Below are 20,692 nucleotides of genomic sequence, written 5' to 3' on the forward strand. Positions count from 1 at the left end.
CAGTGATGACGTTGAGGTGGCTTCTTTCTTCATGAAGGCTCTTTCTTCAAGAAAACTTCTTAAATCCAGCGAATCAAGGCAATAACCGCCAAATGTGCAGGATAAAAATAACGCCAAATCCAACGTGGACCTTTCAGACGGAACCCTGCGTTATAATACTGGGCCACTGCGATTCCAACGGTAGCGATTACGCTGTACATCTGAACAGAGCTGCTGTACAGCAAAATATACAGAACATTCAAGAGCACATGAGCCATGACCAGAATGGGTCCCTGGAAGTAACGGAACAGCAATACAAGCAGCAAGCCATACATGCCGTAATCCATATGGGCCATCTCCATGACCAAGCCTGCCCCGATCACAATCGGAATTCCCAGCATACGGTTCGGAAGTTTATCGAGTACGAGCAACACAAGCAGGGCTGACCACAATGTCCATACCACATTCAACGAAAAATGATTAAAAGCCGCCATAAACGGCAATTGCGAGAGAACAGCAATCCAGAACAACCGCCATATGTATTTTTGTACGTTGCGCGTATGTTTATAACCGATATAAACAGCAAAAGCATAGATTGGAAAAGCAATCCGACCAATAATTCGCAGCTCGGTTACCTCCGGATAAAAGACGGCTCCTATATGATCGATCAACATCGTAATCATCGCTATCCATTGCATCATTTTGAGCTAATGCCTCCCTTGCCCTGAAGTTCTGGGGTCTCTATAAATTCCTTATACTTGAAGTTCATAATACATGAACTCGGTATCCAGCGTATAGCCTTCCGACTCATATAATGCCTGAGCCTTCTTGTTGCTTATCGCTGTAGAGAGCACGATTCGTACAGCTCCACTCTCATCTGCCAATCGTTGTGCAGCTTGCAGCAGCTTACGCGCTATTCCCTTCTGGCGATGATCTGCATGTACATACAGATCATTAAGCACCCAGATTGGTCTCATGGACACCGAGCTAAAGCTTGGATAAAGCTGTACAAATCCACCCACCTCGCTCGATATAGGCTTATCCGTCAAGCTGCTCTCCTCTCTCTTGTCTGTATTCACTTCCAATTCTGCAATCAGAATAACGGATTCATTGCGTTCACTACGTTCTCTTATATACTCATTCGCTCCGTTCAGATCTGTAAGCTGATCGTAAAACATCCTATATTCATTGAACAGCTGTGCCACTTTATTAACATCTCCAAGCTCAGCACGTCTAATCCGATACGTCATCTTCCCTCAACTCCTTATATAACGTCTCCCGCTTCATTCCACCCTCTTATTTTAAGCCTAATTTGGCGCTTTCCCCATTCAACATCTGCATCAAAGTTTGTAATATATTTCGATAATTCAAACTTAAAAGTATATTTCATTGGAAGCGTCGCACACTATAGTCAGATTAGAGACTCAGGATTAAGCATAGGGAGGCGAAACTGAAATGGAAAAAGACAATATCTATGAACAGGTTAGGGCTAATCTGTTGGGTGTTGCCGACATAATCTATCAGCCTTTTCAAATCGGACCTTTCCATTGTGAACTCATCTATATTCAGTCCATTGTGGATACCCCTACCATGCGAGAAGCCATCGTCAAACCACTACTTGAGGAAGCCTCACGAAATGAAATAGATCATCAATTCATTACCCGTGTCGTAACCGGATCATTTTTCACCCTTAACAGCCACCACTCGAATTCAGCAGCAACAATTGTGGATGATATCGTTTCAGGTAATGCAGCATTATATATCGAGGGTATTTCGGGCATGATCCACTTTGCTCTTCAAAATTATCAAAGACGTTCCGTAACGGAATCAAGCAACGAAGTTGTCATTGTCGGGCCCCAGGAAGCCTTCATCGAAGACATTCATGTGAATATGTCTCTGCTCCGGCACAAAATCAAACACCCTGATTTGAAAATGGTTAAATTCATCATCGGTAAATACACCAAAACTGAAGTATTCGTGGTGTATATTCAAGGGTTATGCAAACCGGACATTTTGGAAAATGTGCTGGAAAGCCTGGGTAATATTGATATGGACAGCAGCTTGGGCGTGAGTTATTTATCTGAATTTCTGGAGGATCATCCGCTCTCTCCTTTTCCACAATATCAATATACCGAACGGCCGGATACGGTGGCGGCTGCACTGGTTGAAGGGCGGATCGGGGTCATGCAGGACGGAACACCGTTTTCCCTGCTCATTCCCGTAACCTTTTTTTCTTTAATGCAGTCTTCGGAAGACTATTATCAACGATTTTATTCTGCTTCCTTTATCCGGCTTATTCGTCTGTTGTTTGCCTTTATAGCCTTCCTGCTGCCATCCTTTTATGTCGCCGTTACTACTTTTCACCCGGAAATTATTCCGACCAACCTGCTGATTACGATTGCTTCTGCCAGAGAAAACATCCCCTTCCCCGCCCTGATTGAAGCGCTCATTATGGAAGTGACCTTTGAAGGTTTGCGCGAAGCGGGAATTCGTATTCCGAAGCCGCTGGGTCAGACGGTGTCCATTATCGGCGGGATTGTGATTGGTCAGGCGGCCGTACAGGCTGGAATTGTCTCAGCACCATTGGTTATCGTCGTATCCATCACAGGTATTGCCGCCTTTATCATCCCGCACTTCGAGCTCGGACTGGCCTTCCGGCTGCTTCGTTTTCCAGTGCTGTTTATGGGCGGAACGCTGGGTCTGTTCGGCATCGTGATCTCGATCTATCTGATCTATTGGTATATGGTCAGTCTTCGCTCATTTGGCGTTCCTTACATGCAGCCCTTTGCTCCTCTCGTACTTCGTGATATCAAGGATACTATCGTTCGTGTGCCCTGGTTCCTGATGAAGCAGCGTCCAACAGCTTATGCAAATGCTAATAAAAAAAGGCAAAAGACATGAAAACGTTAATCATTACAACCAAACTGAGTGTCGTTTTGATATGTGTTTTACTTTGCAGTGGCTGCTGGTCCAAAGTGGAGATAAATGAACGTTCGTTTATTACGACCATGTATGTGGATAAAGGCGAAAAACCAGGTGAAATCGATATTTCACTTAGTATGCCGCTGCCGAACCGTCTCACTCCGGAAGGAACCGGAGGACCCGGAAAAAATCCATATGCTCTCGTTTCGGCTTCCGCATCCACCATCGCTGATGCTATGGAGAAAATCCAAACAGATCTCACACGAAAGCTTTCCTGGGGGCATACACGGGTAGTGGTATTCGGTGAAGCATATGCCAGAGAAGGAATTCAAGATACGATGGAATGGATTTCACGTGAACCTTTGTTCCATCTTAGCAGTTATGTCATGGTTGCCAAGGGCAGAGCCCGAGACGTGGCTAATCTGACCCCGGTTTTCGAAGAAACACCCAGTGATGTGTTAAGAGAATTTGCAACTGAAGAAAATATGTTAAAGACACAAATGCTCACTGTACTTATGGCTGACAAAATGAATCAGGGCTTTGCTGCCCCCTTACTGGAGTCGAAAGCAACCACAATGGCAAGCGAGGAGAACAAACGAAAGCAATGGACCAGTCAGGTGGGCAGTGCTCTTTTCAAACAGATGAAGATGGTTGATTCGATCTCACCCGAAGAAACAAGAACGGTAGCCTGGGCCAATCGCAATTTGGATACTTTGGTCGTCTCCGTGGAAACTGATGACGAGAAAGCGAGTATGACCATCTATAATATGAATTCCAAAATCAAGGTCAAACTTGTAAATGGACAACCTTTTTTTGACATCACTTTAAGGGGTGAGGCAGAACTGAATTCCGTAATCCCCGTTCTCAAGGTCAAGGATGTTGTGGGCGTTAAACAAATACAGCAAAAGGCCAATGAAAAGGCGAGTGCCTATTTAACAAACGCAATAAAGGCCGGACAACGAAAAAAAGCTGATATTCTGATGCTTGGTTATCGTCTGGAATGGGCCTATCCTCGCATCTGGGAACAGTTGCGTCCCGTTTGGAATGATTATGTCAAAAACGATTTGCAGTTTAACGTGCATACCAAAATCAACATCCAGTTCGTAGGATCGGAATCCAGCTACTGATAGGAGCAGTTGAAAGTGTCAAGCCACTTTAGGAGGTAAACCAATGATTGCTGTTGTTTTGTTTGCCGTACTGTACATACTTGAGTGGCCCATAATCAAGTCCAGCAAAAAGGGAATTAAAAGAGCCTATTTCATTTTGCTGGGCCTATTTCTTCTGTGGAATACCCTGGCTGTCTCTGTACCGGGCTGGCCTAATCCCAATGATGTCATCAGGCTGCTCTTTGGCTGGGCAGACCGCTTATTTGGCTGAGAAAGGAGTACGCCATGATCAAATTGTCTGCCGGACAAGCGTACCGTTTTATGTTTGTCTACCTGTATTCCGAACCCATAGCTTTCCTCCTGCAGCGCTTGTTCAAAATGAGCGGTTATCAGGGGTGGATATCCATCCTTGGCGGGTTTGCGATCAGTCTGATTCTTCTCTTCTTCACATACAGATTGGGAGCAGTTCACCCGGATCGACCGTGGGTTGATTTTGGTGAAGAAATTGTGGGCAAGGTCGTTCACAAGCTGTTCCTCGGTCTCATTGTGTTACTGTGCCTGTATTTGATATCCATTGACGTAGAGAATTTCATCGTTTTCCTGCAATCCATGTACTTACCTGAGACACCTATATGGCTGACAGCAACCGTAACCATTTTATGTATCAGCCTCTCCGCGCGTTCAGGTTTGATTACCATTGTCTATTTGTCAGAAGGCATATTCTTGGTGCAAATCTTTACGTCTGCTTTTCTCATGCCTGCTGTAACAAGCGGGGGGAATCCGGATGTACTGCTTGCCATGCTCACTCATCATGATCTGAAAGAAATTTTCACGGGCTCCCTTTCAACCATGCCCTGGTTTTCCGAATGGATGATGTTCCTGTTTCTTGCCCCTGCCATCGCTTTCAGGCGGCCGCTTCTACGAAGTATGTTGTTTGCTGGCTCTACACTTGCATTATTCATTATCGTATTCTGGATGTTTACTTTAATGAATTTTGGACCTTATGAAGCCAGCAGCCTTCGCTACCCTTTGCTGGAAATGATACGTTTTGCCCGTTACGGCGATTTTCTGGATAACCTGGACCCATTCCTGATTGCCATTTGGTCTACGACCATGTTTACTCGCAGCTCGTTTCTGTTATATGCAGCCTCGGTTTGTCTTGCCAAACTTACCGGAGTTCGAAAGGATAGAACGGTAGTCTATCTGCTCGCGGGAACGGCTGCTACTTATGTGCTTCAATATGCAAAAGACGCGGCTTCCTATGAATTAGCCATTCGTTCTTACGCCATCGCTACCTATGCCGTACTTATCGAGTGTATGCCTATACTATATGTTATTGTTTACTGGCTGCGTTCTGGGAAAAACAAAAAGGCGAGCGAGACCTCTGCCTCTTCGTCGCCTTGAACTCTAAATTCAGTTTAATTCCACTTTTTTTGATTGCGGAAAAGGATCAGTATCTGGAAAAATGACCCCTTTTTTCAAAATCAAATTGGCATACTGCGCACGTTCACCGGTTGCAATGATAACATAGGCGCGGGAAGCCCTTTCATAAAACGCGAAACGCTCTTCATGATCTAAAGCATCCGTGATGCCCTCATGGTCCAGGATCAGCCTGCGATAATCTTCCCATATCATAGGCACCACCTGATCCCCCTTGACGACCTGCATTACGGCTGCCGGCCGCTCAGCATACGTATCCAGCGGATACAAACTTAAAATGGCATCCAGTAATTCAACCGTACCCAGCGCATCACAGCGAATCAGCCGCTGGGCATGACTGGCTGCGGGGAAGTTACCATCAGCCAGTACCAGTTCGTCTCCATGACCCATTTCAGACATGATTTTCAGCAGTTCCGGAGGTATTATTGCGGGAATGTTCTTCAGCATACTCAGCTCTCCTCAGTCAGCTCCATAGGTAGCTGGAGCAGATTCGTCTTCGTAACCTCACCATCATGTAGTCCAATTACCACAATACAGCGGCACTTCCATTTTATCAGTATTTTCCAACGTTTGCATATTTCAATGTGCGCATCAAAACTTTAATCCACTGTCAATTTTAAATAAAAAGGGTTTTATCATGCGCTTGTGTTCAATAAATCTGTTTTGACAAAATTAATTGTTTAGCATATAGTTGTTATAACAAGTATATGCATTGAGACTATTTTGTTTAAAGAAAGAGAGGATTTTATGGGGACCGACTATTCACTCGATCAATCCATTGGTTTCATGCTGGGCATGACACACCGCAAAGCGTCGGCTTTACTAGCCATACGATTTAAACCCTATGATATTACGACAGAGCAATTTTCCGTTCTGTTCAACATCGGTAAAGGCGAAGGCGTGAATCAGAAGGAAGTTGCGACGCGCGTTTATAAGGACCAGCCCACCACTGCCCGAATTATTGATCTGTTGGAAAAGAAAGGCTGGGTCGATCGCCGGACCAGCGAACAGGATCGCAGAGCCTACCTGCTCTACTTGACCGAAGAAGGAAAACGATTGCTTGACCAGCTTGTTCCGCTCGAAAGAGAAATGAATAAAAATCTTACTGAAGGTATTCCCGAAGACCAGATGGAAGCATTTAGACATACTCTTTCCCTCATGAACAGCAATCTGTAACGAATTTTACACCAGGGGGAATGAACAAAAAATGAAATCACAATCATCGCAAGTCAAACTGTGGACCACCGATTTTATCCTGCTCATGTTATGTAACTTTCTACTCTTTCTGCAACTTCACATGATTGTATCCCCACTGCCGTCCTATGTGCAGGACCGTTTTCACGCCAATGCCTTTGAAGTCAGCCTTTTCACCTGTCTCTTTGCCCTTAGCGCCATTGCTGCCCGGCTCTATTCAGCCAAAGCATTGGAGAAGGGTCTTCGTAATGCCATGATCTATATTGGCTTGACCGTTGCCTTGCTTGCGACACTTGGATATTATTTTGCTGCCGGGATTGCTGTCCTGTTATTGCTGCGTATGGTGTTCGGTATCGGATTTGGCATGGGTAGCACGGCTTTCCCGACGATGGCATCTGATATTGTGCCTGTGAAACGGATGGGTGAAGGTATGGGCTATTTCGGACTGTCCACAAGTTTAGCCATGTCCATGGGTCCCATTATTGGGGTCACCGTGCTGCAGGGCGCTGGGTTCGTGACACTCATGTTATGTACGGCGGGGGTTATAGTGGTCATCTATCCTCTCAGCTATTCACTGACTCGCAAAAAAGATAGGAGGGTCAATGACGTTGACGAGGTAGTACCTACTCCACCGGCTGGAATAGCTGCAATATCTGGCACCAAGGTAAAGACGCCCTTCAACCGCAAACTGATTCTGCCAAGTGTACTGAATTGTTTGCTGTCCATCACATATGGCGGACTTGTTGGATTCATCGTGTTGTACGGAAAGGAAGCCAACCTGGCTAACCCTGCACTGTTCTTTTTGTTTAATGCTCTCGCTGTCCTGCTGGTCAGACCATTTGCAGGACGGATCTATGACAGTAAAGGTCCGAAAGCGTTACTGATTCCCGGAGCGATATTCATTGCTGCTGGACTGATTACTCTCTCATATGCTACTTCTATGCTTATCTTGTTTGTTGCTGCATTTTTATACGGGATCGGATATGGTTCCATCCAGTCCTCTATGCAGACCTGGATGATCCAGATTGTCTCTCCATCACAGCGCGGTATGGCTAACGGCATGTTTCTGAATACGCTGGATTTAGGGATTGCTATGGGAGCACTTCTGCTGGGCGCTATTGCTTCCATAACCAGTTATACCGATATGTATCGTTATTCCATTATATTCATGGTCCTGTTTCTCCTGATCTACCTGATTCAAGGAAAACGAAGTGGAGGTTTTGCAGTTCCTGTCCATCCGCTATTGAGTCATACACATATTGCTGGGCAGGACTCCGAACGACCTGAGCATACTGAAACTGCAAGTGAAAATGACACACCTACTCAACGAAAAAATAACTGATGCAATTACGCTGCTGTACTTCAATTCATTAGAACGCGTCTACTCTGTAAGGGAACCATACTTCCCCCAGAGTAAACGCGTTTTTTTATAGCCTTAATCAGAGTGGACTTTTCTTTCTACGTCCTGGCACATACCCACTTGGCTGTTTCACATCATCATAATCAGGTTCACGATGATTTTGGCCACCGCCTGATGTGGGCTGATTTCCCTTATCCGGCTTGACTGCCAATAACGTAAGCAAGCCTCCCACCGCCCCGGACGCGGCGAGAATACCAAACAGAATAAAATGGTGGGACCCGATTAACAGTGACACAATAGGAGGTCCGAGTGACACACCGATAAAACGCATACTGCTGAATAACGCCGTGATGGTACCACGCTGTTCCTTGTCCACCCCTTCAGTAACCATAGCATCCAGACATGGCAGTGTAGCACCTATTCCGGCTCCGCCAAGGGTAAACAGACCGACAACGACATAAATGTTGTCAAAAAGCCCGATTACGCCAAGACATACCGTTAAAACAGCAAGTCCGATAAACCCGAGCCATTTCATCCGTGTCTTGTCCTTCCCAATCCACTTTCCAGCAAAGAAAGATGCCAGACACAAGGCTGCCAGCGGTATGGCAAGCACAAGCCCTTTAACAACACCTTTTAATTTGAACTCCGATTCCAATGTCTCCGACAGATAAAAAAGCACACCAAAGAGAACAAACATGCAAATTCCGCCGATGGCAAAAATCGCATACAGCCAGCGCCCCTTTTCTTTCAGCACACTGCGGATGGAAGCAACAAATTCTTGAAAGCTCTGTGGTTCTTCCTTCTTCTTGGGTGTTTTCACCAGGAAAATAACCAAGACCAATGAAAGCAAACAGAGTACCGGAATAGCCATAAAAGGCAAATACCAAATCCAGACAGCGAGAGCTGCACCCAAAATCGGACTTAGTACCTTGCCGAAGGTATTCGAGGTTTCAATAATCCCAAGGCTTTTACTCACTTCGTTTTCATCATCGAACATATCTCCAACCAATGGAATGACAATCGGGAAAGCCCCTGCTGCCCCTATTCCTTGCAAAAGTCTGCCACCGAGAATGGTCCAGTATGCCGCATTTCCATTCAGCATCCAGGCTGCTCCTCCTGCTACCGCACCTCCTGCGGCTGCAATGATGAGACTGGGTATAATGACGGCTTTCCTGCCGAAACGATCCGACAGATATCCTGCAAGTGGAATGAGCAGGATCGCGACGACCGCATAAACCGTAATTAACATGCTGACCCTGAATGAGGACACTTTCAATTCACGCTCAATCTGCGGAAGGATGGGGATCAGCATGGAGTTGCCCAGTGTCATAATGACCGGGATGGAAGCGAGTGCGACGAGATCCCACTTTTTATCGTTCATACCTCAACCACCTTTACAGAATCAGAAAACAACAACGTTATTGTGGGTTGTTCTGCAGTTGAATATACGGCTTATGTAAAAAAGATCACTTTGGATAACAACGCAAAAAAGCTGTCTCACTGAAATCAGTGACATGACAGCCTTTTTTGCTATACATCATGAAGGTTTATAAATGAAAGGCTAAATCAGCACAAATTGCTGAAGGGCTGCACCGCCCTTGAAAACGATGCAGAGCTGTTCTAGCTCACGCTCTGTCTGAAGTGCACAACGGACGGTGCTCCATTGAAGATTCTTCCCGTTTACAGTCCCAACGGAACCTGGAACAACACAAGTGCCGAGCAGCGGTCCTTTCGGACCTTCCGCTCGAATCTCCAATTCGCCACCTTCTCCGAAGGCTGCCACCCGACCCTCAAATCCGTTAGCTTGCCGGAAAGCATTATCGTGGAATGAAATCCAAGATGGGCATCCTTCACGATACAGCGGTTCGCCTGAAGTAATGGCACGGACGGCTGATCGTCCTTCCAGACATTCATCCAATAGCACGCCTGCATATGCATCGTAATTTTCCGCAAACGTAGGCAGATTAAGCGCGCGTGCAGGAATGGTTTCACCCTCGATGTGGATCTCTGCCGTTTGACAAATATTTGCCGAGGAACGTCCAGCCATGATCGACCATGTTGCGGTTTCAAGACAATATTTGTCACGAGTGACATCCCAGAAAGCCAATTTCTGAACAGGTATTTCAAACGAAAGATCTTCCACTGCGCCTGAGGCAAGATGAATCCGCCGGAAGCCGATCAACTGACTTTGCGGGCGCTTCACCCGTGAAGTTTGGGCATGCCCGTACAGCTGCACCACCTCATCGCTGTCGCGTTCCCCTTTGTTCTCCACCTGTATTTCAATCTTCAGTACATCGTCTCCAGAAGATCCCTGCGCTCGCTGTACTCGAATCGCTCTATACTCAAATTCCGAATAGGTCAATCCATGACCAAAGGGATACAAAACTGGACCTTCATGATACATATAAGTTGTACCGTTATGAATAATGTCATAATCCATGAGGTCAGGAAGCTGCGATTCATCCTCATACCATGTCATGTTCAGTCTGCCAGCAGGAGCATAATTTCCAAGCAAAACATCGGCAACCGCATTTCCCAATTCCTGACCAGCATGCGTTAAATATACGATAGCCGGAGCCACATCTTTCAAATCTTGCAGTGCAAATGGATAACTGCCCACAATGACGACGACCGTATTCGGGTTCACGTGGCAGACTTCCTTCACCAGCCGAACCTGATCCGGCGGAAGCAGCAGACTTGGACGATCAATTTCCTCTTTGCCGTTAATATATGGACTATTGCCGACAACAACAACAGAAACATCACTATTCTTCGCAGCTTCTTTCGCCTGCTCTATCCCTTCAACAACAACGTCCATCTTGAATAAAGCAGGTTCCTGCGTCTCCACTATAGCTTCCGGATGACCAGATGAACTCAAGTCTTCGTCAGTTTGTTCCGGCGTTGGGGACAGTACCCACTGGCCCTGATGCTCATTCAGCCCAAGCGGCAATCCGTTCCACGTACGCAACGTACTGCTTCCATCCGCTTGTGAATCAATCTGCACCACTTCCTTGACAAACCAGCCACCAATCTCCGGTGCACTCGCCTGATATATCCCCTGTTCGGTTAACGTAACATATCGATTATTCTTCAGACTGCGCAGTGTGTGACTTCCCCAGCCCCAGTCTTGATGGGTGAACTCGGCTGTCTCTGCACTTTCCTCTGGCACGGCCACAAGCTTCCCTTCAGCATCGAGTGTTACTATCTTTCCATCGACCGTCTTGAGGCTGATGTGATCATTTCCGTCTGTAAAGGATACTTCTGCACCGACAAGCTGCTTGCGCAATCCTTCCAGAACGGTAACACGATAAGGCAGTGTGCCACTATACCAATCGGTATAGACCACATCCGCAAGGGGTCCGATTACGCTAACCTTCTGCAATCTCTCCGGTTGGAGCGGAAGCAGTCCATCATTTTTGAGCAAAACGATTGACTCCGCTGCCGCTCTATAGCTTAATTTGGCATGTTCAGGCGCACACAATACAGATTCCGATATTGAAGCATAAGGATTAAGACCCGTCTGATCCAGCTGTCCCAGTCGCATACGTACGCCAAAAATATTGCGAATGGCCCGGTCAAGATCCTCAACCTCCAGCAAGTTCCGCTCAAGTGCCTCTTCCAAGGCAGATACGACCAAGTCGACCTCGTCCGTCAGACAGTCCACGCCTGCTTTTAAGGCGCCTGCAGCTGATTCCGCATGCGAGGCATGATAACCGTGATAATTGACCGTCTGGGACAAGTCACCCCCATCACACACGATAAAACCTGGCATGGCCCACTCACCCTTGACCACATCATTCACATACGGACTTTCTATGGCTGGTGTGCCGTTGATAGAGTTGTACGCTGTCATCATCGATAAGGCTCCGCCTTCTACGAAAGGTGTCTCGAATGCTTTTAAATAATATTCACGCAAGTTCCGCGGATCGATGCTGGATGAACAATTCAACCGATCCTTCTCATTATTGTTGGCAAAAAAGTGCTTCAGCGTCGCTACCATTTTCAAATAGAATGAATGATAACCCTGCATGCCTTTCACAAGAGCTGCCGACATTTCGCCCGTCAGTACAGGGTCCTCACCATACCCTTCTTCCGTTCTTCCCCAACGCGGGTCCCGTTCCAGATCGACGGTAGGCGCCCATAAGGTCAAGCCGTGACGCTCGGGTGCACGATGATGGTATGCTCTGGCTTCATCTCCGATGACAGACCCAATTTCACGCATGAGCTTGGTATTCCAGGTGCTCGACAAACCAAGCGGTTGCGGGAAAACGGTAGCCTCTCCAATCCAGGCAACCCCGTGAGCTGCTTCACCTCCCACATTGTAGCCGGGGATTCCCAATCGGGGCACTGCTGCTTCACGTGTAGGAATTAATCGAATTTTCTCCCCCGTTGTCAAACGCGCAATCAAGTCATTTAATCGTTCTTCCAATGGCAATGTTGCGTCCCACATCGGATATTCATTATATTCATTCATACTAAACCCTCCTACTTATTTGTTAATTTTGAGTTGCTTCCATTGGTCCAATAGATACCGTGTTCGTTCACAGTACTTCTGTCCTGCCTCAGACTGATGCACCTGATGTTCATGGACATATGCGTTAAAGTAGGAGGACAGTATTCGGTAGGCAAGAAGGCGTGCCTGTCCTTCATGGGACATATCCTGAGGTTGACTATAACCTTTATGAAAAGCAGTTGATGATTCAGTCGATAAAATAGCTTCAAACGCCCTGTCCGCAAACATGGAACGATCCCCATCAATGATGGCAGCAATGGTTAACTCACCATTTTTCTCATGAACAAGCACGTTGGCTTCCCACAGATCGTTATGAACAAGAACCGGAACAGTTACCTGATCAAATAAATCCTTATTCTTAATGAACATCTCTGCGACCTCTTCCCCCACACCTGGCATATACCCGACTTGGGCGGCTTTAAGAGACGTTTCCTGAGCAAAAGAGTGCAGCACCTCGGACCAGTGATCCGAGCCTTTAATCGTACCATCGCCTTGCGGCCACCCAAACGCTGTACCCTGAATCCGATGTATGGCAGCGGTATATACGCCGAGTTGATGATACAATCGTTCTTTGTCGGACACCGAAATCGATGGGTGGTCCAGCTGCTTACTAGGGATAAACTCCATAAACATGTAGGTTCTAGGAATGACCAATCCGCTGTCATCACAGACGATAATATTTGGAGCAGGAATGCCTGCCTTACGGTAATATTCATAAACAACAGGTTCAGCAGACATCATCGAGCGCTCAAACGAGAATAGCGGATCACTTGCTGAACCGGACGGCATATCTCCCCGCTCTGGTGCCAAACGCAAAATCACATCCGTATGCGATGCATGTTCTAGCTGAATACGATACGTTGTATTAAAAAGCCCACCCTGCAAAAGTACAAAATCATTCACAATGGTAGCGGTTCCAAAATTATTCTCCACTAACTGATGCAGCATCTCTGCTGTAATGGTTTGATGTAAACCTGACTTCGTTGTACTCATTTAAGATATAATCCCCTATCTTTATCTGCCGCTGTATAAATTGAACTAAGAGGTATTTACATTTGCCACTTCGATGACAGAACAAACCTTACTAGAACCATATATGCAATGGCATGACAGTAAACAAACAGACGGCACCTTGCGGTACCGCCCTTTTGTTTATGCAATAAACATTACAGTTGGATTGTAAGCGAGCTTGCACCTGCTGCAGCCGTAACGACAACACCATTTGCACCAGACGCTTGGGAACCACCCTCTACGCCGGACACACGCTCAATGCCACGTAGCACGATATTCCATGGTTTGCCCGCACCTTCAGCACGAACCTCCAGAACAGAGCCGTTACGGGAAACATTAACGACCAGCTCCTGCTCAGCACTTTGGTTCACAACAACCGCTTGAGCGGAGTTGCCGTCAGCCAATTCGAACAAATGAAGGCTTACATCATTTGCAAAGTCATAATCCGGTTTGTTATCCACAGCACCAACCGCGATCAGACTGTTTGGTTTGATCATCATTGGCAGTGTTTTGAAATCATGGTTTTCACTGATCCAGCGTCCACCTTGTACTTTAGCTCCAGTCAGATAGTTAGTCCAAGTTCCTTCAGGCAGGTAATAACGCACATCGCCTTCCTTATTGAAGATTGGCGCAACCAGAATGGAATCACCGAACATGTATTGTGTATCCAGGCTATAAGTTGTTGGATCCTCTGGGAAATCCAGCAGCATAGCGCGCATCATCGGAATACCTCTTACCGTCGACTCCACCGCAGAATTGTAAAGGTACGGCATCAGGCTGATTTTGAGTTTGGTAAAGTCGCGAACAACGTCCACGGACTCCTCATCAAACAGCCAAGGCACACGATACGAAGTGCTTCCGTGTAGACGGCTGTGAGAAGACAAAAGTCCGAATTGTACCCAGCGTTTGTAAACGTCAGGGGTCGCTGTACTCTCAAAACCGCTGATATCATGGCTCCAGAATCCGAAACCGGAAAGTCCAAGCGAGAGGCCGCCTCGAAGTGATTCAGCCATGGATTCATAAGTAGAAGAGCAGTCTCCACCCCAGTGAACCGGGAACTGTTGACCACCTGCTGTTGCAGAGCGTGCAAACAGGGCAGCTTCGTTTTTGCCAATCTTGTCTTCGAGCAATTCAAATACAGCTTTGTTATAGAGCTGTGTATAATAGTTGTGCATTTTAACCGGATCAGAGCCATCGAAGTACACGACATCTGTCGGAATTCTTTCACCGAAATCTGTCTTGAAGGAGTCTACACCTTGATCCAGCAGGACTTCCAGCTTACTCTTATACCAATTCACAGCATCCGGATTCGTGAAATCAACGAGAGCCATACCTGCTTGCCACATATCCCATTGCCATACGCTGCCATCCGCTGTTTTAACCAGATAACCGTTCTCCATGCCTTCATCGAACAAATAGGATTTTTCAGCAATATAAGGGTTGATCCAAGCACATATTTTAAGACCCTTTTCTTTCAGACGTGCAAGCATACCTTCCGGGTCCGGGAACATCGCTTCATCCCATACAAAATCAGACCATTGGTATTCCTTCATCCAGAAGCAGTCAAAATGGAATACAGAAAGCGGAAGATCACGTTCAGCCATGCCATCTACAAAATGGTTAACCGTTGCTTCATCATAATCCGTTGTGAATGATGTTGTCAGCCACAGACCAAATGTCCATGCCGGTGGAAGCGCTGGTTTACCTGTTAATTGGGTATAATTATCAAGCACATCCTTTGGATTGTCACCGCCGATAATGAAGTACTCCAACGTCTCTCCTTCTACGCTGAACTGCACTTTAGATACATTCTCAGATGCAATCTCATACGATACGCGTTCAGGATGGTTTACAAATACGCCATATCCTTTATTGGACAAATAGAAAGGAATGTTCTTATAGGACTGCTCGCTGCTTGTACCGCCGTCCTCATTCCAGGTGTCAACCACTTGGCCATTCTTAACGAACGGCGTGAAGCGCTCACCGAGTCCGTAAACGTATTCACCAATGCCGAGATCAAGCTGCTCGCGGAAGTACGCTTCCTTACTTGGACCTGTAATATAACCAGCCGCTCTTTGGCCGCTACCTGTAATTCGTTTTCCTTCATACAGGAAGCTGACGTCCCAACCATTCGTTTTGTCGATTTGAACTTCCAGATTGCCGCTTTTCAAAACAGCCCCTTGTTCATTCTTCGAAATGTCAACGTTCACATCTTGATGGTTAAGCTCAAATTCAGGCCCTTTTTTCACTCCGCCCTTATGATGATTCAAGGTTACACGAATAACGTTAGGCATAGGGGAGCTGTACGTTGCTTTAAGCAATGTACCGTTCAACGTGTCGCCTTTGGTGCGAATATATTTAGTTGCCGCATATACGGTCAAAGAATCCTCTTTTTGCACAATATCACGAATGTCAGTCGGGTTTTGAATGTGGTACCCTTCACGAGTCATCCAGAATCCATCAGTAAATTTCATGTTTTCTTTCCCCCTTCGGTTATACTATAATAATATTGACATTAATAACGAATTTCTTCTCATATTTTGACCAAATATATCACGATTTTGATATTTCTTATCCGATTCCTTATAAACACCACCAATCTATGGTAACGTTTACATTAATAATGATGCAAAAGGAGAACTACTATGGAACGTGAACGATTACGGGAAGACCGGATTCACGGCAACGCCATGTATCCTGTCAGTGTGTACCCGGATATTCAGCAGCTGAATGGCGACAGCATTCTCGATTGCCACTGGCATGACGAGATGGAGTTCACCATGGTGACTCAGGGCAGTGCTGTTTTTCAAATTGACATGAATACGGTAGAGGTTCAGGCAGGAGAAGCTATTTTTATCAATCGGGGGGAAATCCACGCAGGTTATCTGAAAGGCGATGTCCCCTGCGTTTTTTCATCTATTGTATTTAACCCGGAGCTGTTAGGCAGCCGGACATTCGATGCTGTGCAGGAGAAGTTCGTTGGCCCGCTCGTACACAAAACAGCAATCCCCCCTTACCATATCCAAACCGATGAAGCTTGGGGTCAAGAAATCATTTTTCATTTGAAACGAATTTTCGCCGATCATGCCGCCGGCACACCAACCTGCGAGATGACAACAAAAGCTTACCTCTATCTAATATTTGCACAAATGTTTGAACATATGAGACCCGCTGCACTCAAAGGGACCGTATCATCAGGCAGTCACGATAAAGTGGAGCGCCTAAAATCAGTGTTAAGTTATATTCACAAGCGTTACCCTGAACCACTCAAGTTAAAAGAACTGGCAGATGAAGCCAATATGAGCGAAGGACACTTTTGCCGCTTTTTCAAACAAATGGTGCAGAAAAGTCCGGTCGACTATATCAACTATTATCGCATCCAGCAGGCCTGTTATCAGCTTGAGAATACCGATCACAAAATTGTGGATATTGCCATGGACGTCGGATTTGAGCACTTGAGCTACTTCATTACAACATTCAAGAAACACAGGAACATTACCCCGTCCCAATATCGCAAAATGTTTTATGAGAAAGTGGCGGTGGAACCTGCACTGGTCTAAGATTAAGCTCCTGTCAGGGACAGCACTCGGCACTCCGAACTGATGATCGTTCACTGTTCTCCCTTTTATATCAGATAGCAGATACAAATAAGGTGCCACAGCCCGTTCTGCTGTAAGCACCTTATTTATCATGCTGATGAATGGAGTTTCATTTTACTTCTTCAATGTCTCCCATGAGCTGTACTCATGGACCGAAAAACCGTTAAACGACGAATGTGAACTCGCCATTTTCTCAACCAATTGGAGCTGTGATTCCATATACGTTGTACCTTCTTCATAAAAAGTGATAAAGTCGCCTTCCTTGCTCTGCTTGGTCTCCACGGCAATCGATACCGTTTTGCCCAAAAGTGAAGCTTCCTCAAGCTCATCTTTTGCAACCTTATAGATGGCCGCTGCCGTATCCCGATAAGCCATAATGGTGATGGAGTCAAACTTGCGAATCATCCAGCTGCTTACGTTCATCGTGGAACCCGGAATCTTGTAACCGTCCAGCCAGAAAGGCAGGTCTGCGCCTACAGGCATCTTCATCCGTGCGGCCCGATCGACAATATATTGAACGTTCCCCTGCCACTGCGTAATCACACTGGCCTGATTCGTTTTCCACTCTGGATGAACATGAGGTTCGATGTCCAAATGGATGCCGGCAAACTTTTCATTGGGCTCGACTTGATTTTGATAGGCTTCAACCCAGTCCAGAAAATCGGCAATTTGCTGCCGGCTCTCGGCCAATCCCCAGGAAGGTCTGCCATCCATAACGTCCACGGCAATATTTTTCTCTCTGGCCTTACGAATGAAATCCGTATAATACGGAAGCTTTACATCCCGATTCATTTGTAGGTAAATCGTATTGATTTTGTTCGTTGCGGCAAACTTCAGCACTAGCTGAGGGTTACTTTGGATCTGCGTGGTGTCCCAAACCCAGGTTGCTCTTACGGAGCCTTGTACCGTTCCATGAATCGTTTCATAACTGTCGACTGAACCAAGTGCAGTAGCCTTGCAAACATACGCATTCCCTGTAAACAGCATGAAACAACTAATTAACAAAACGAATTGGTAACCTCTTTTTCTTTTCATATTTATACACTCCCTATAATGTTATGCAGCTCTAACGTGCAAACCCGGATGACATTCTGTCGTTTTATATTCATTCCCTAAGCACTATTTCAAAGCACGACTATTTACATTGCTTTTATATGCAACATCATCTCTTAGACTTACGACGAAAGAATCATATAACATTATTTCGGGTATTCACACTTCTGTATTTATAGTTCTAAAGACTCATTTATGAAAAAGCTTTTAATTTTTAGCTGCATTCCGACTAAATATGGGTCATTTTTTGCATATGTACAACAGACGACTCAAGACCTAGTAAGCGTTTTCCTATTCATCACAAAAAAGGCCGCCCTAGGGCGACCTATACTTCTCTCCCCATTTCTAGGAAGAATGGATACCTGTTATTCGTTAGTTCCCGGCTGGAGCAGACGGTGTATTCTCCACCATTTCATCAAACAGGGATACCAGCTCAATGCCTTCTGCCGAAATGCGTACCAGGCCCTTATCGGACAAGCGCAATTCCGGAATAACGACCAGTGCCAGCAGGGACAGTGTCATAAATGCGTTATTTAACGTACAGCCAGCAGACTGCAGCGCTTCACTGACAGCTGCAGATTGAGCTGCTACCACTTCGAATGATTCCGTGGACATCAAACCTGCAATGCGCAGCGGGAATTCGGTCACACCTGTTCCAGTCACAACGGCTACGCCACCCTGCATTCCGATGACACGATTGCCCGCCTCAGCCATCATTGCGTCATCATTACCGATAATGAGCAGATTGTGGCTGTCATGCGCAACGGTCATCGCGATGGCCGCAGGACCTGTGAAGCCGATCCCCCCAACAAGTGCCACCGCACGATTTCCCGTTTGTTTATGACGCTCCAGCACCGCAATTTTGCAGATTTCACCTGCCGTTGAGATGACTACATTGCCATGTTCCACCGTGACATTAACATGCTTCTCCTTGGTATCCACATGATTCTCCGTCACATGAATGACTTTCGCTCCAATCATACCTTCAGTAATCGGCGCAGACAGCTCCATATGCTTCGGCTGGATATTGGCCTCCAGCTTTACGGTGTTCAGCGCCTCTTCCGGATAGGTGAAACTGTCCCAGACCGCTGTCATTTTGCCGTTCTCTGCTACGACATGCCCTGCTGCAATCGTCATGCCTACACGGACATCAGCCAAGCGTCCATCCAGCAAAATAATGTCGGCGATATTCCCTGGAATAACCGCACCAATGTCGCGTGCTACACCGAAACGTTCAGCCGTATTAATGGTGGCCATCTGGAATGCAGTGACCGGCTTCACCCCTTGAGAAATCGCCAAACGAACAACAAAGTCCATATGACCTTCTTTGAGCAGCGATTCAGAACTCCGGTCATCGGTCACCAGCATCATGCGGCGTGTATCCAGGCCAAGCTCTGTGCAGGCTTTGATCGTTTCTGCAACGTCATGCCATGCAGAGCCCTGACGCATTTTAGCGTACATGCCCAGCCGGAGACGTTCCACTACATCTTCCTTCGTAACACATTCATGATCCCCCGTCACACCGCTTGCTGCGTAGGCTGGCAGACGCCAGTCATCCGCTGCCCAGGTGAAGTGACCGTCTGCCACCTTGCCTGCTCTCAGCGTCGCCTGAATCTCACCAATCATCGTCTCGTCCCCGTATACAACCCCAGGGAAGTTCATCACTTCACCGAGACCAATCATATCCGGACCCCAGGATAAGGCTTCTGCTACTTCTTCCGGTCCAATATATGCGCCAGTTGTCTCCAGTCCAGGATGTGTGGAAGGAACACAGGAAGCCACCTGCATATAAGCAGCCATGGGCGTCGTCCGAGCTTCATCCAGCATCAATCGCAAACCTTTGAGTCCAAGCACATTGGAGATTTCATGCGGGTCAAAGAACCCTCCCGTTGTACCGGAAGGCAGAACGGCTCTTGCAAACTCTGTCACTTTCATTTGTGTGCTTTCAATGTGACAGTGCCCATCCAGCAATCCGGGAGCAATGTATTTGCCTTCCGCCTCAATAATACGTGTATGCTCTCCGATCGTATGGCTTACATCTTTGCCAACATATGCAATCCGGGCTCCCTGTACCGCTACAGACATGCCCGGCAAAATTTCACCCGAAATTACATTAACCAGCGTTCCGCCCCGAATGACCAAGGTTGCAGGTAAGTCTCCCCGTGCCGTTGCCACCAGATCCGGTACGCAATCCGCCATTAATGGGCGTTCAAAAGATGGTGTGTTCATGTTGCTGCCTCCTTCATGAAATAAACGATCCAAAAAAATAGATTGTTACGATTATATGAGTCTCACCGTCATGTGTAAAGAAAATTCACACCTATTGTCCGTGAACACAAAGGATGGATTATTTTTTATCCATAAAACCTAATCCATCTAATATCATGTCAGAAGAGATATCTAATTCAATGATCTCCACCATGCTTTCACATCCAAGACCAACCTTATGAAGCTTCTTATTCCCCTCATCGTATTCTGCAATACATAGAAAGACTCCCGTCCCATCGAACGGAAG

The 20,692-nt window shown here is 46.5% G+C and carries 16 protein-coding genes; 7 read left to right on the forward strand and 9 right to left on the reverse strand.

The window, feature by feature from the left end; all coding sequences use genetic code 11:
* Positions 1-59: 59 nt before the first annotated feature.
* Together QP794_RS00080 and QP794_RS00085 are read right to left on the reverse strand one after the other, a co-directional pair.
* A complete protein-coding gene (locus QP794_RS00080) occupies positions 60-680 on the reverse strand; it encodes a TraX family protein (protein WP_285074385.1) in 621 nt (206 codons plus the stop codon).
* Positions 681-731: 51 nt separating this feature from the next.
* On the reverse strand, positions 732-1,229 hold the full coding sequence (locus QP794_RS00085; RefSeq protein ID WP_285074386.1) for a GNAT family N-acetyltransferase: 498 nt from the start codon (positions 1,227-1,229) through the stop codon (positions 732-734).
* A gap of 205 nt (positions 1,230-1,434) precedes the next feature.
* Between QP794_RS00085 and QP794_RS00090 the strand changes: the two genes are divergently transcribed.
* From QP794_RS00090 to QP794_RS00105, 4 genes are read left to right on the forward strand one after another with little or no spacing between them, the layout of a single operon-like run.
* Positions 1,435-2,880 carry a spore germination protein gene (locus QP794_RS00090; RefSeq protein ID WP_285074387.1) on the forward strand — a complete coding sequence of 482 codons (1,446 nt, stop codon included), beginning with the start codon at positions 1,435-1,437 and terminating at the stop codon, positions 2,878-2,880.
* Positions 2,877-4,028 (forward strand): Ger(x)C family spore germination protein, encoded by a 1,152-nt coding sequence (locus QP794_RS00095; protein WP_285074388.1) that lies wholly within the window; start codon positions 2,877-2,879, stop codon positions 4,026-4,028. Before QP794_RS00090 ends, QP794_RS00095 begins: the two co-directional genes overlap by 4 nt.
* Positions 4,029-4,071: 43 nt before the next feature.
* A complete protein-coding gene (locus tag QP794_RS00100) occupies positions 4,072-4,278 on the forward strand; it encodes a hypothetical protein (protein ID WP_285074389.1) in 207 nt (68 codons plus the stop codon).
* A 14-nt stretch (positions 4,279-4,292) separates the two neighbouring features.
* On the forward strand, positions 4,293-5,411 hold the full coding sequence (locus tag QP794_RS00105; protein ID WP_285074390.1) for a GerAB/ArcD/ProY family transporter: 1,119 nt from the start codon (positions 4,293-4,295) through the stop codon (positions 5,409-5,411).
* 9 nt (positions 5,412-5,420) lie between these two features.
* Here QP794_RS00105 and QP794_RS00110 read toward each other — a convergent pair whose 3' ends face one another.
* Entirely contained in the window at positions 5,421-5,894 is a 474-nt protein-coding gene (locus tag QP794_RS00110; protein ID WP_285074391.1) for an RbsD/FucU family protein, read from the reverse strand.
* 300 nt (positions 5,895-6,194) lie between these two features.
* On the opposite strand from QP794_RS00110, the gene QP794_RS00115 reads away from it, so the two are divergent.
* Together QP794_RS00115 and QP794_RS00120 are read left to right on the forward strand one after the other, a co-directional pair.
* Positions 6,195-6,623 carry a MarR family winged helix-turn-helix transcriptional regulator gene (locus QP794_RS00115; RefSeq protein WP_079347093.1) on the forward strand — a complete coding sequence of 143 codons (429 nt, stop codon included), beginning with the start codon at positions 6,195-6,197 and terminating at the stop codon, positions 6,621-6,623.
* A gap of 31 nt (positions 6,624-6,654) precedes the next feature.
* On the forward strand, positions 6,655-7,983 hold the full coding sequence (locus QP794_RS00120; RefSeq protein ID WP_285074395.1) for an MFS transporter: 1,329 nt from the start codon (positions 6,655-6,657) through the stop codon (positions 7,981-7,983).
* A 97-nt stretch (positions 7,984-8,080) separates the two neighbouring features.
* Here QP794_RS00120 and bcbE read toward each other — a convergent pair whose 3' ends face one another.
* The 4 genes from bcbE to yicI form a co-directional block, all read right to left on the reverse strand.
* Positions 8,081-9,382 (reverse strand): bacillibactin exporter BcbE, encoded by a 1,302-nt coding sequence (bcbE, locus tag QP794_RS00125; RefSeq protein WP_285074396.1) that lies wholly within the window; start codon positions 9,380-9,382, stop codon positions 8,081-8,083.
* 180 nt (positions 9,383-9,562) lie between these two features.
* The gene (locus QP794_RS00130) at positions 9,563-12,475 is read right to left on the reverse strand and encodes a glycoside hydrolase family 3 C-terminal domain-containing protein (RefSeq protein ID WP_285074397.1); all 2,913 of its coding nucleotides are present in this window, start codon (positions 12,473-12,475) and stop codon (positions 9,563-9,565) included.
* Between the two features lie 15 nt (positions 12,476-12,490).
* Positions 12,491-13,507 (reverse strand): phosphotransferase, encoded by a 1,017-nt coding sequence (locus QP794_RS00135; protein WP_285074399.1) that lies wholly within the window; start codon positions 13,505-13,507, stop codon positions 12,491-12,493.
* Positions 13,508-13,680: 173 nt separating this feature from the next.
* A complete protein-coding gene (yicI, locus tag QP794_RS00140; RefSeq protein WP_285074400.1) occupies positions 13,681-15,999 on the reverse strand; it encodes an alpha-xylosidase in 2,319 nt (772 codons plus the stop codon).
* A 171-nt stretch (positions 16,000-16,170) separates the two neighbouring features.
* On the opposite strand from yicI, the gene QP794_RS00145 reads away from it, so the two are divergent.
* On the forward strand, positions 16,171-17,085 hold the full coding sequence (locus tag QP794_RS00145; protein ID WP_024630115.1) for a helix-turn-helix transcriptional regulator: 915 nt from the start codon (positions 16,171-16,173) through the stop codon (positions 17,083-17,085).
* Between the two features lie 153 nt (positions 17,086-17,238).
* Here the strand turns inward: QP794_RS00145 and QP794_RS00150 are convergent, their stop codons facing one another.
* Entirely contained in the window at positions 17,239-18,159 is a 921-nt protein-coding gene (locus tag QP794_RS00150) for a hypothetical protein (protein WP_285074402.1), read from the reverse strand.
* Between the two features lie 390 nt (positions 18,160-18,549).
* Complete coding sequence (locus QP794_RS00155) at positions 18,550-20,406, reverse strand: adenine deaminase (protein ID WP_285074403.1); 1,857 nt, start codon at positions 20,404-20,406, stop codon at positions 18,550-18,552.
* Between the last annotated feature and the right edge of the window lie 286 nt (positions 20,407-20,692).

Origin of the sequence: Paenibacillus sp. UMB7766-LJ446 (genome assembly GCF_030226665.1) — a bacterium.
Lineage (GTDB): Bacteria > Bacillota > Bacilli > Paenibacillales > Paenibacillaceae > Paenibacillus > Paenibacillus vandeheii.

What these genes read in the sequence shown, in the direction of transcription:
- QP794_RS00080 (WP_285074385.1), bottom strand. Translation starts at nt 680, where the DNA reads ATGATGCAATGGATAGCGATGATTACGATGTTGATCGATCATATAGGA.
- QP794_RS00085 (WP_285074386.1), bottom strand. Translation starts at nt 1,229, where the DNA reads ATGACGTATCGGATTAGACGTGCTGAGCTTGGAGATGTTAATAAAGTG.
- QP794_RS00090 (WP_285074387.1), top strand. Translation starts at nt 1,435, where the DNA reads ATGGAAAAAGACAATATCTATGAACAGGTTAGGGCTAATCTGTTGGGT.
- QP794_RS00095 (WP_285074388.1), top strand. Translation starts at nt 2,877, where the DNA reads ATGAAAACGTTAATCATTACAACCAAACTGAGTGTCGTTTTGATATGT.
- QP794_RS00100 (WP_285074389.1), top strand. Translation starts at nt 4,072, where the DNA reads ATGATTGCTGTTGTTTTGTTTGCCGTACTGTACATACTTGAGTGGCCC.
- QP794_RS00105 (WP_285074390.1), top strand. Translation starts at nt 4,293, where the DNA reads ATGATCAAATTGTCTGCCGGACAAGCGTACCGTTTTATGTTTGTCTAC.
- QP794_RS00110 (WP_285074391.1), bottom strand. Translation starts at nt 5,894, where the DNA reads ATGCTGAAGAACATTCCCGCAATAATACCTCCGGAACTGCTGAAAATC.
- QP794_RS00115 (WP_079347093.1), top strand. Translation starts at nt 6,195, where the DNA reads ATGGGGACCGACTATTCACTCGATCAATCCATTGGTTTCATGCTGGGC.
- QP794_RS00120 (WP_285074395.1), top strand. Translation starts at nt 6,655, where the DNA reads ATGAAATCACAATCATCGCAAGTCAAACTGTGGACCACCGATTTTATC.
- bcbE (WP_285074396.1), bottom strand. Translation starts at nt 9,382, where the DNA reads ATGAACGATAAAAAGTGGGATCTCGTCGCACTCGCTTCCATCCCGGTC.
- QP794_RS00130 (WP_285074397.1), bottom strand. Translation starts at nt 12,475, where the DNA reads ATGAATGAATATAATGAATATCCGATGTGGGACGCAACATTGCCATTG.
- QP794_RS00135 (WP_285074399.1), bottom strand. Translation starts at nt 13,507, where the DNA reads ATGAGTACAACGAAGTCAGGTTTACATCAAACCATTACAGCAGAGATG.
- yicI (WP_285074400.1), bottom strand. Translation starts at nt 15,999, where the DNA reads ATGAAATTTACTGATGGATTCTGGATGACTCGTGAAGGGTACCACATT.
- QP794_RS00145 (WP_024630115.1), top strand. Translation starts at nt 16,171, where the DNA reads ATGGAACGTGAACGATTACGGGAAGACCGGATTCACGGCAACGCCATG.
- QP794_RS00150 (WP_285074402.1), bottom strand. Translation starts at nt 18,159, where the DNA reads ATGAAAAGAAAAAGAGGTTACCAATTCGTTTTGTTAATTAGTTGTTTC.
- QP794_RS00155 (WP_285074403.1), bottom strand. Translation starts at nt 20,406, where the DNA reads ATGAACACACCATCTTTTGAACGCCCATTAATGGCGGATTGCGTACCG.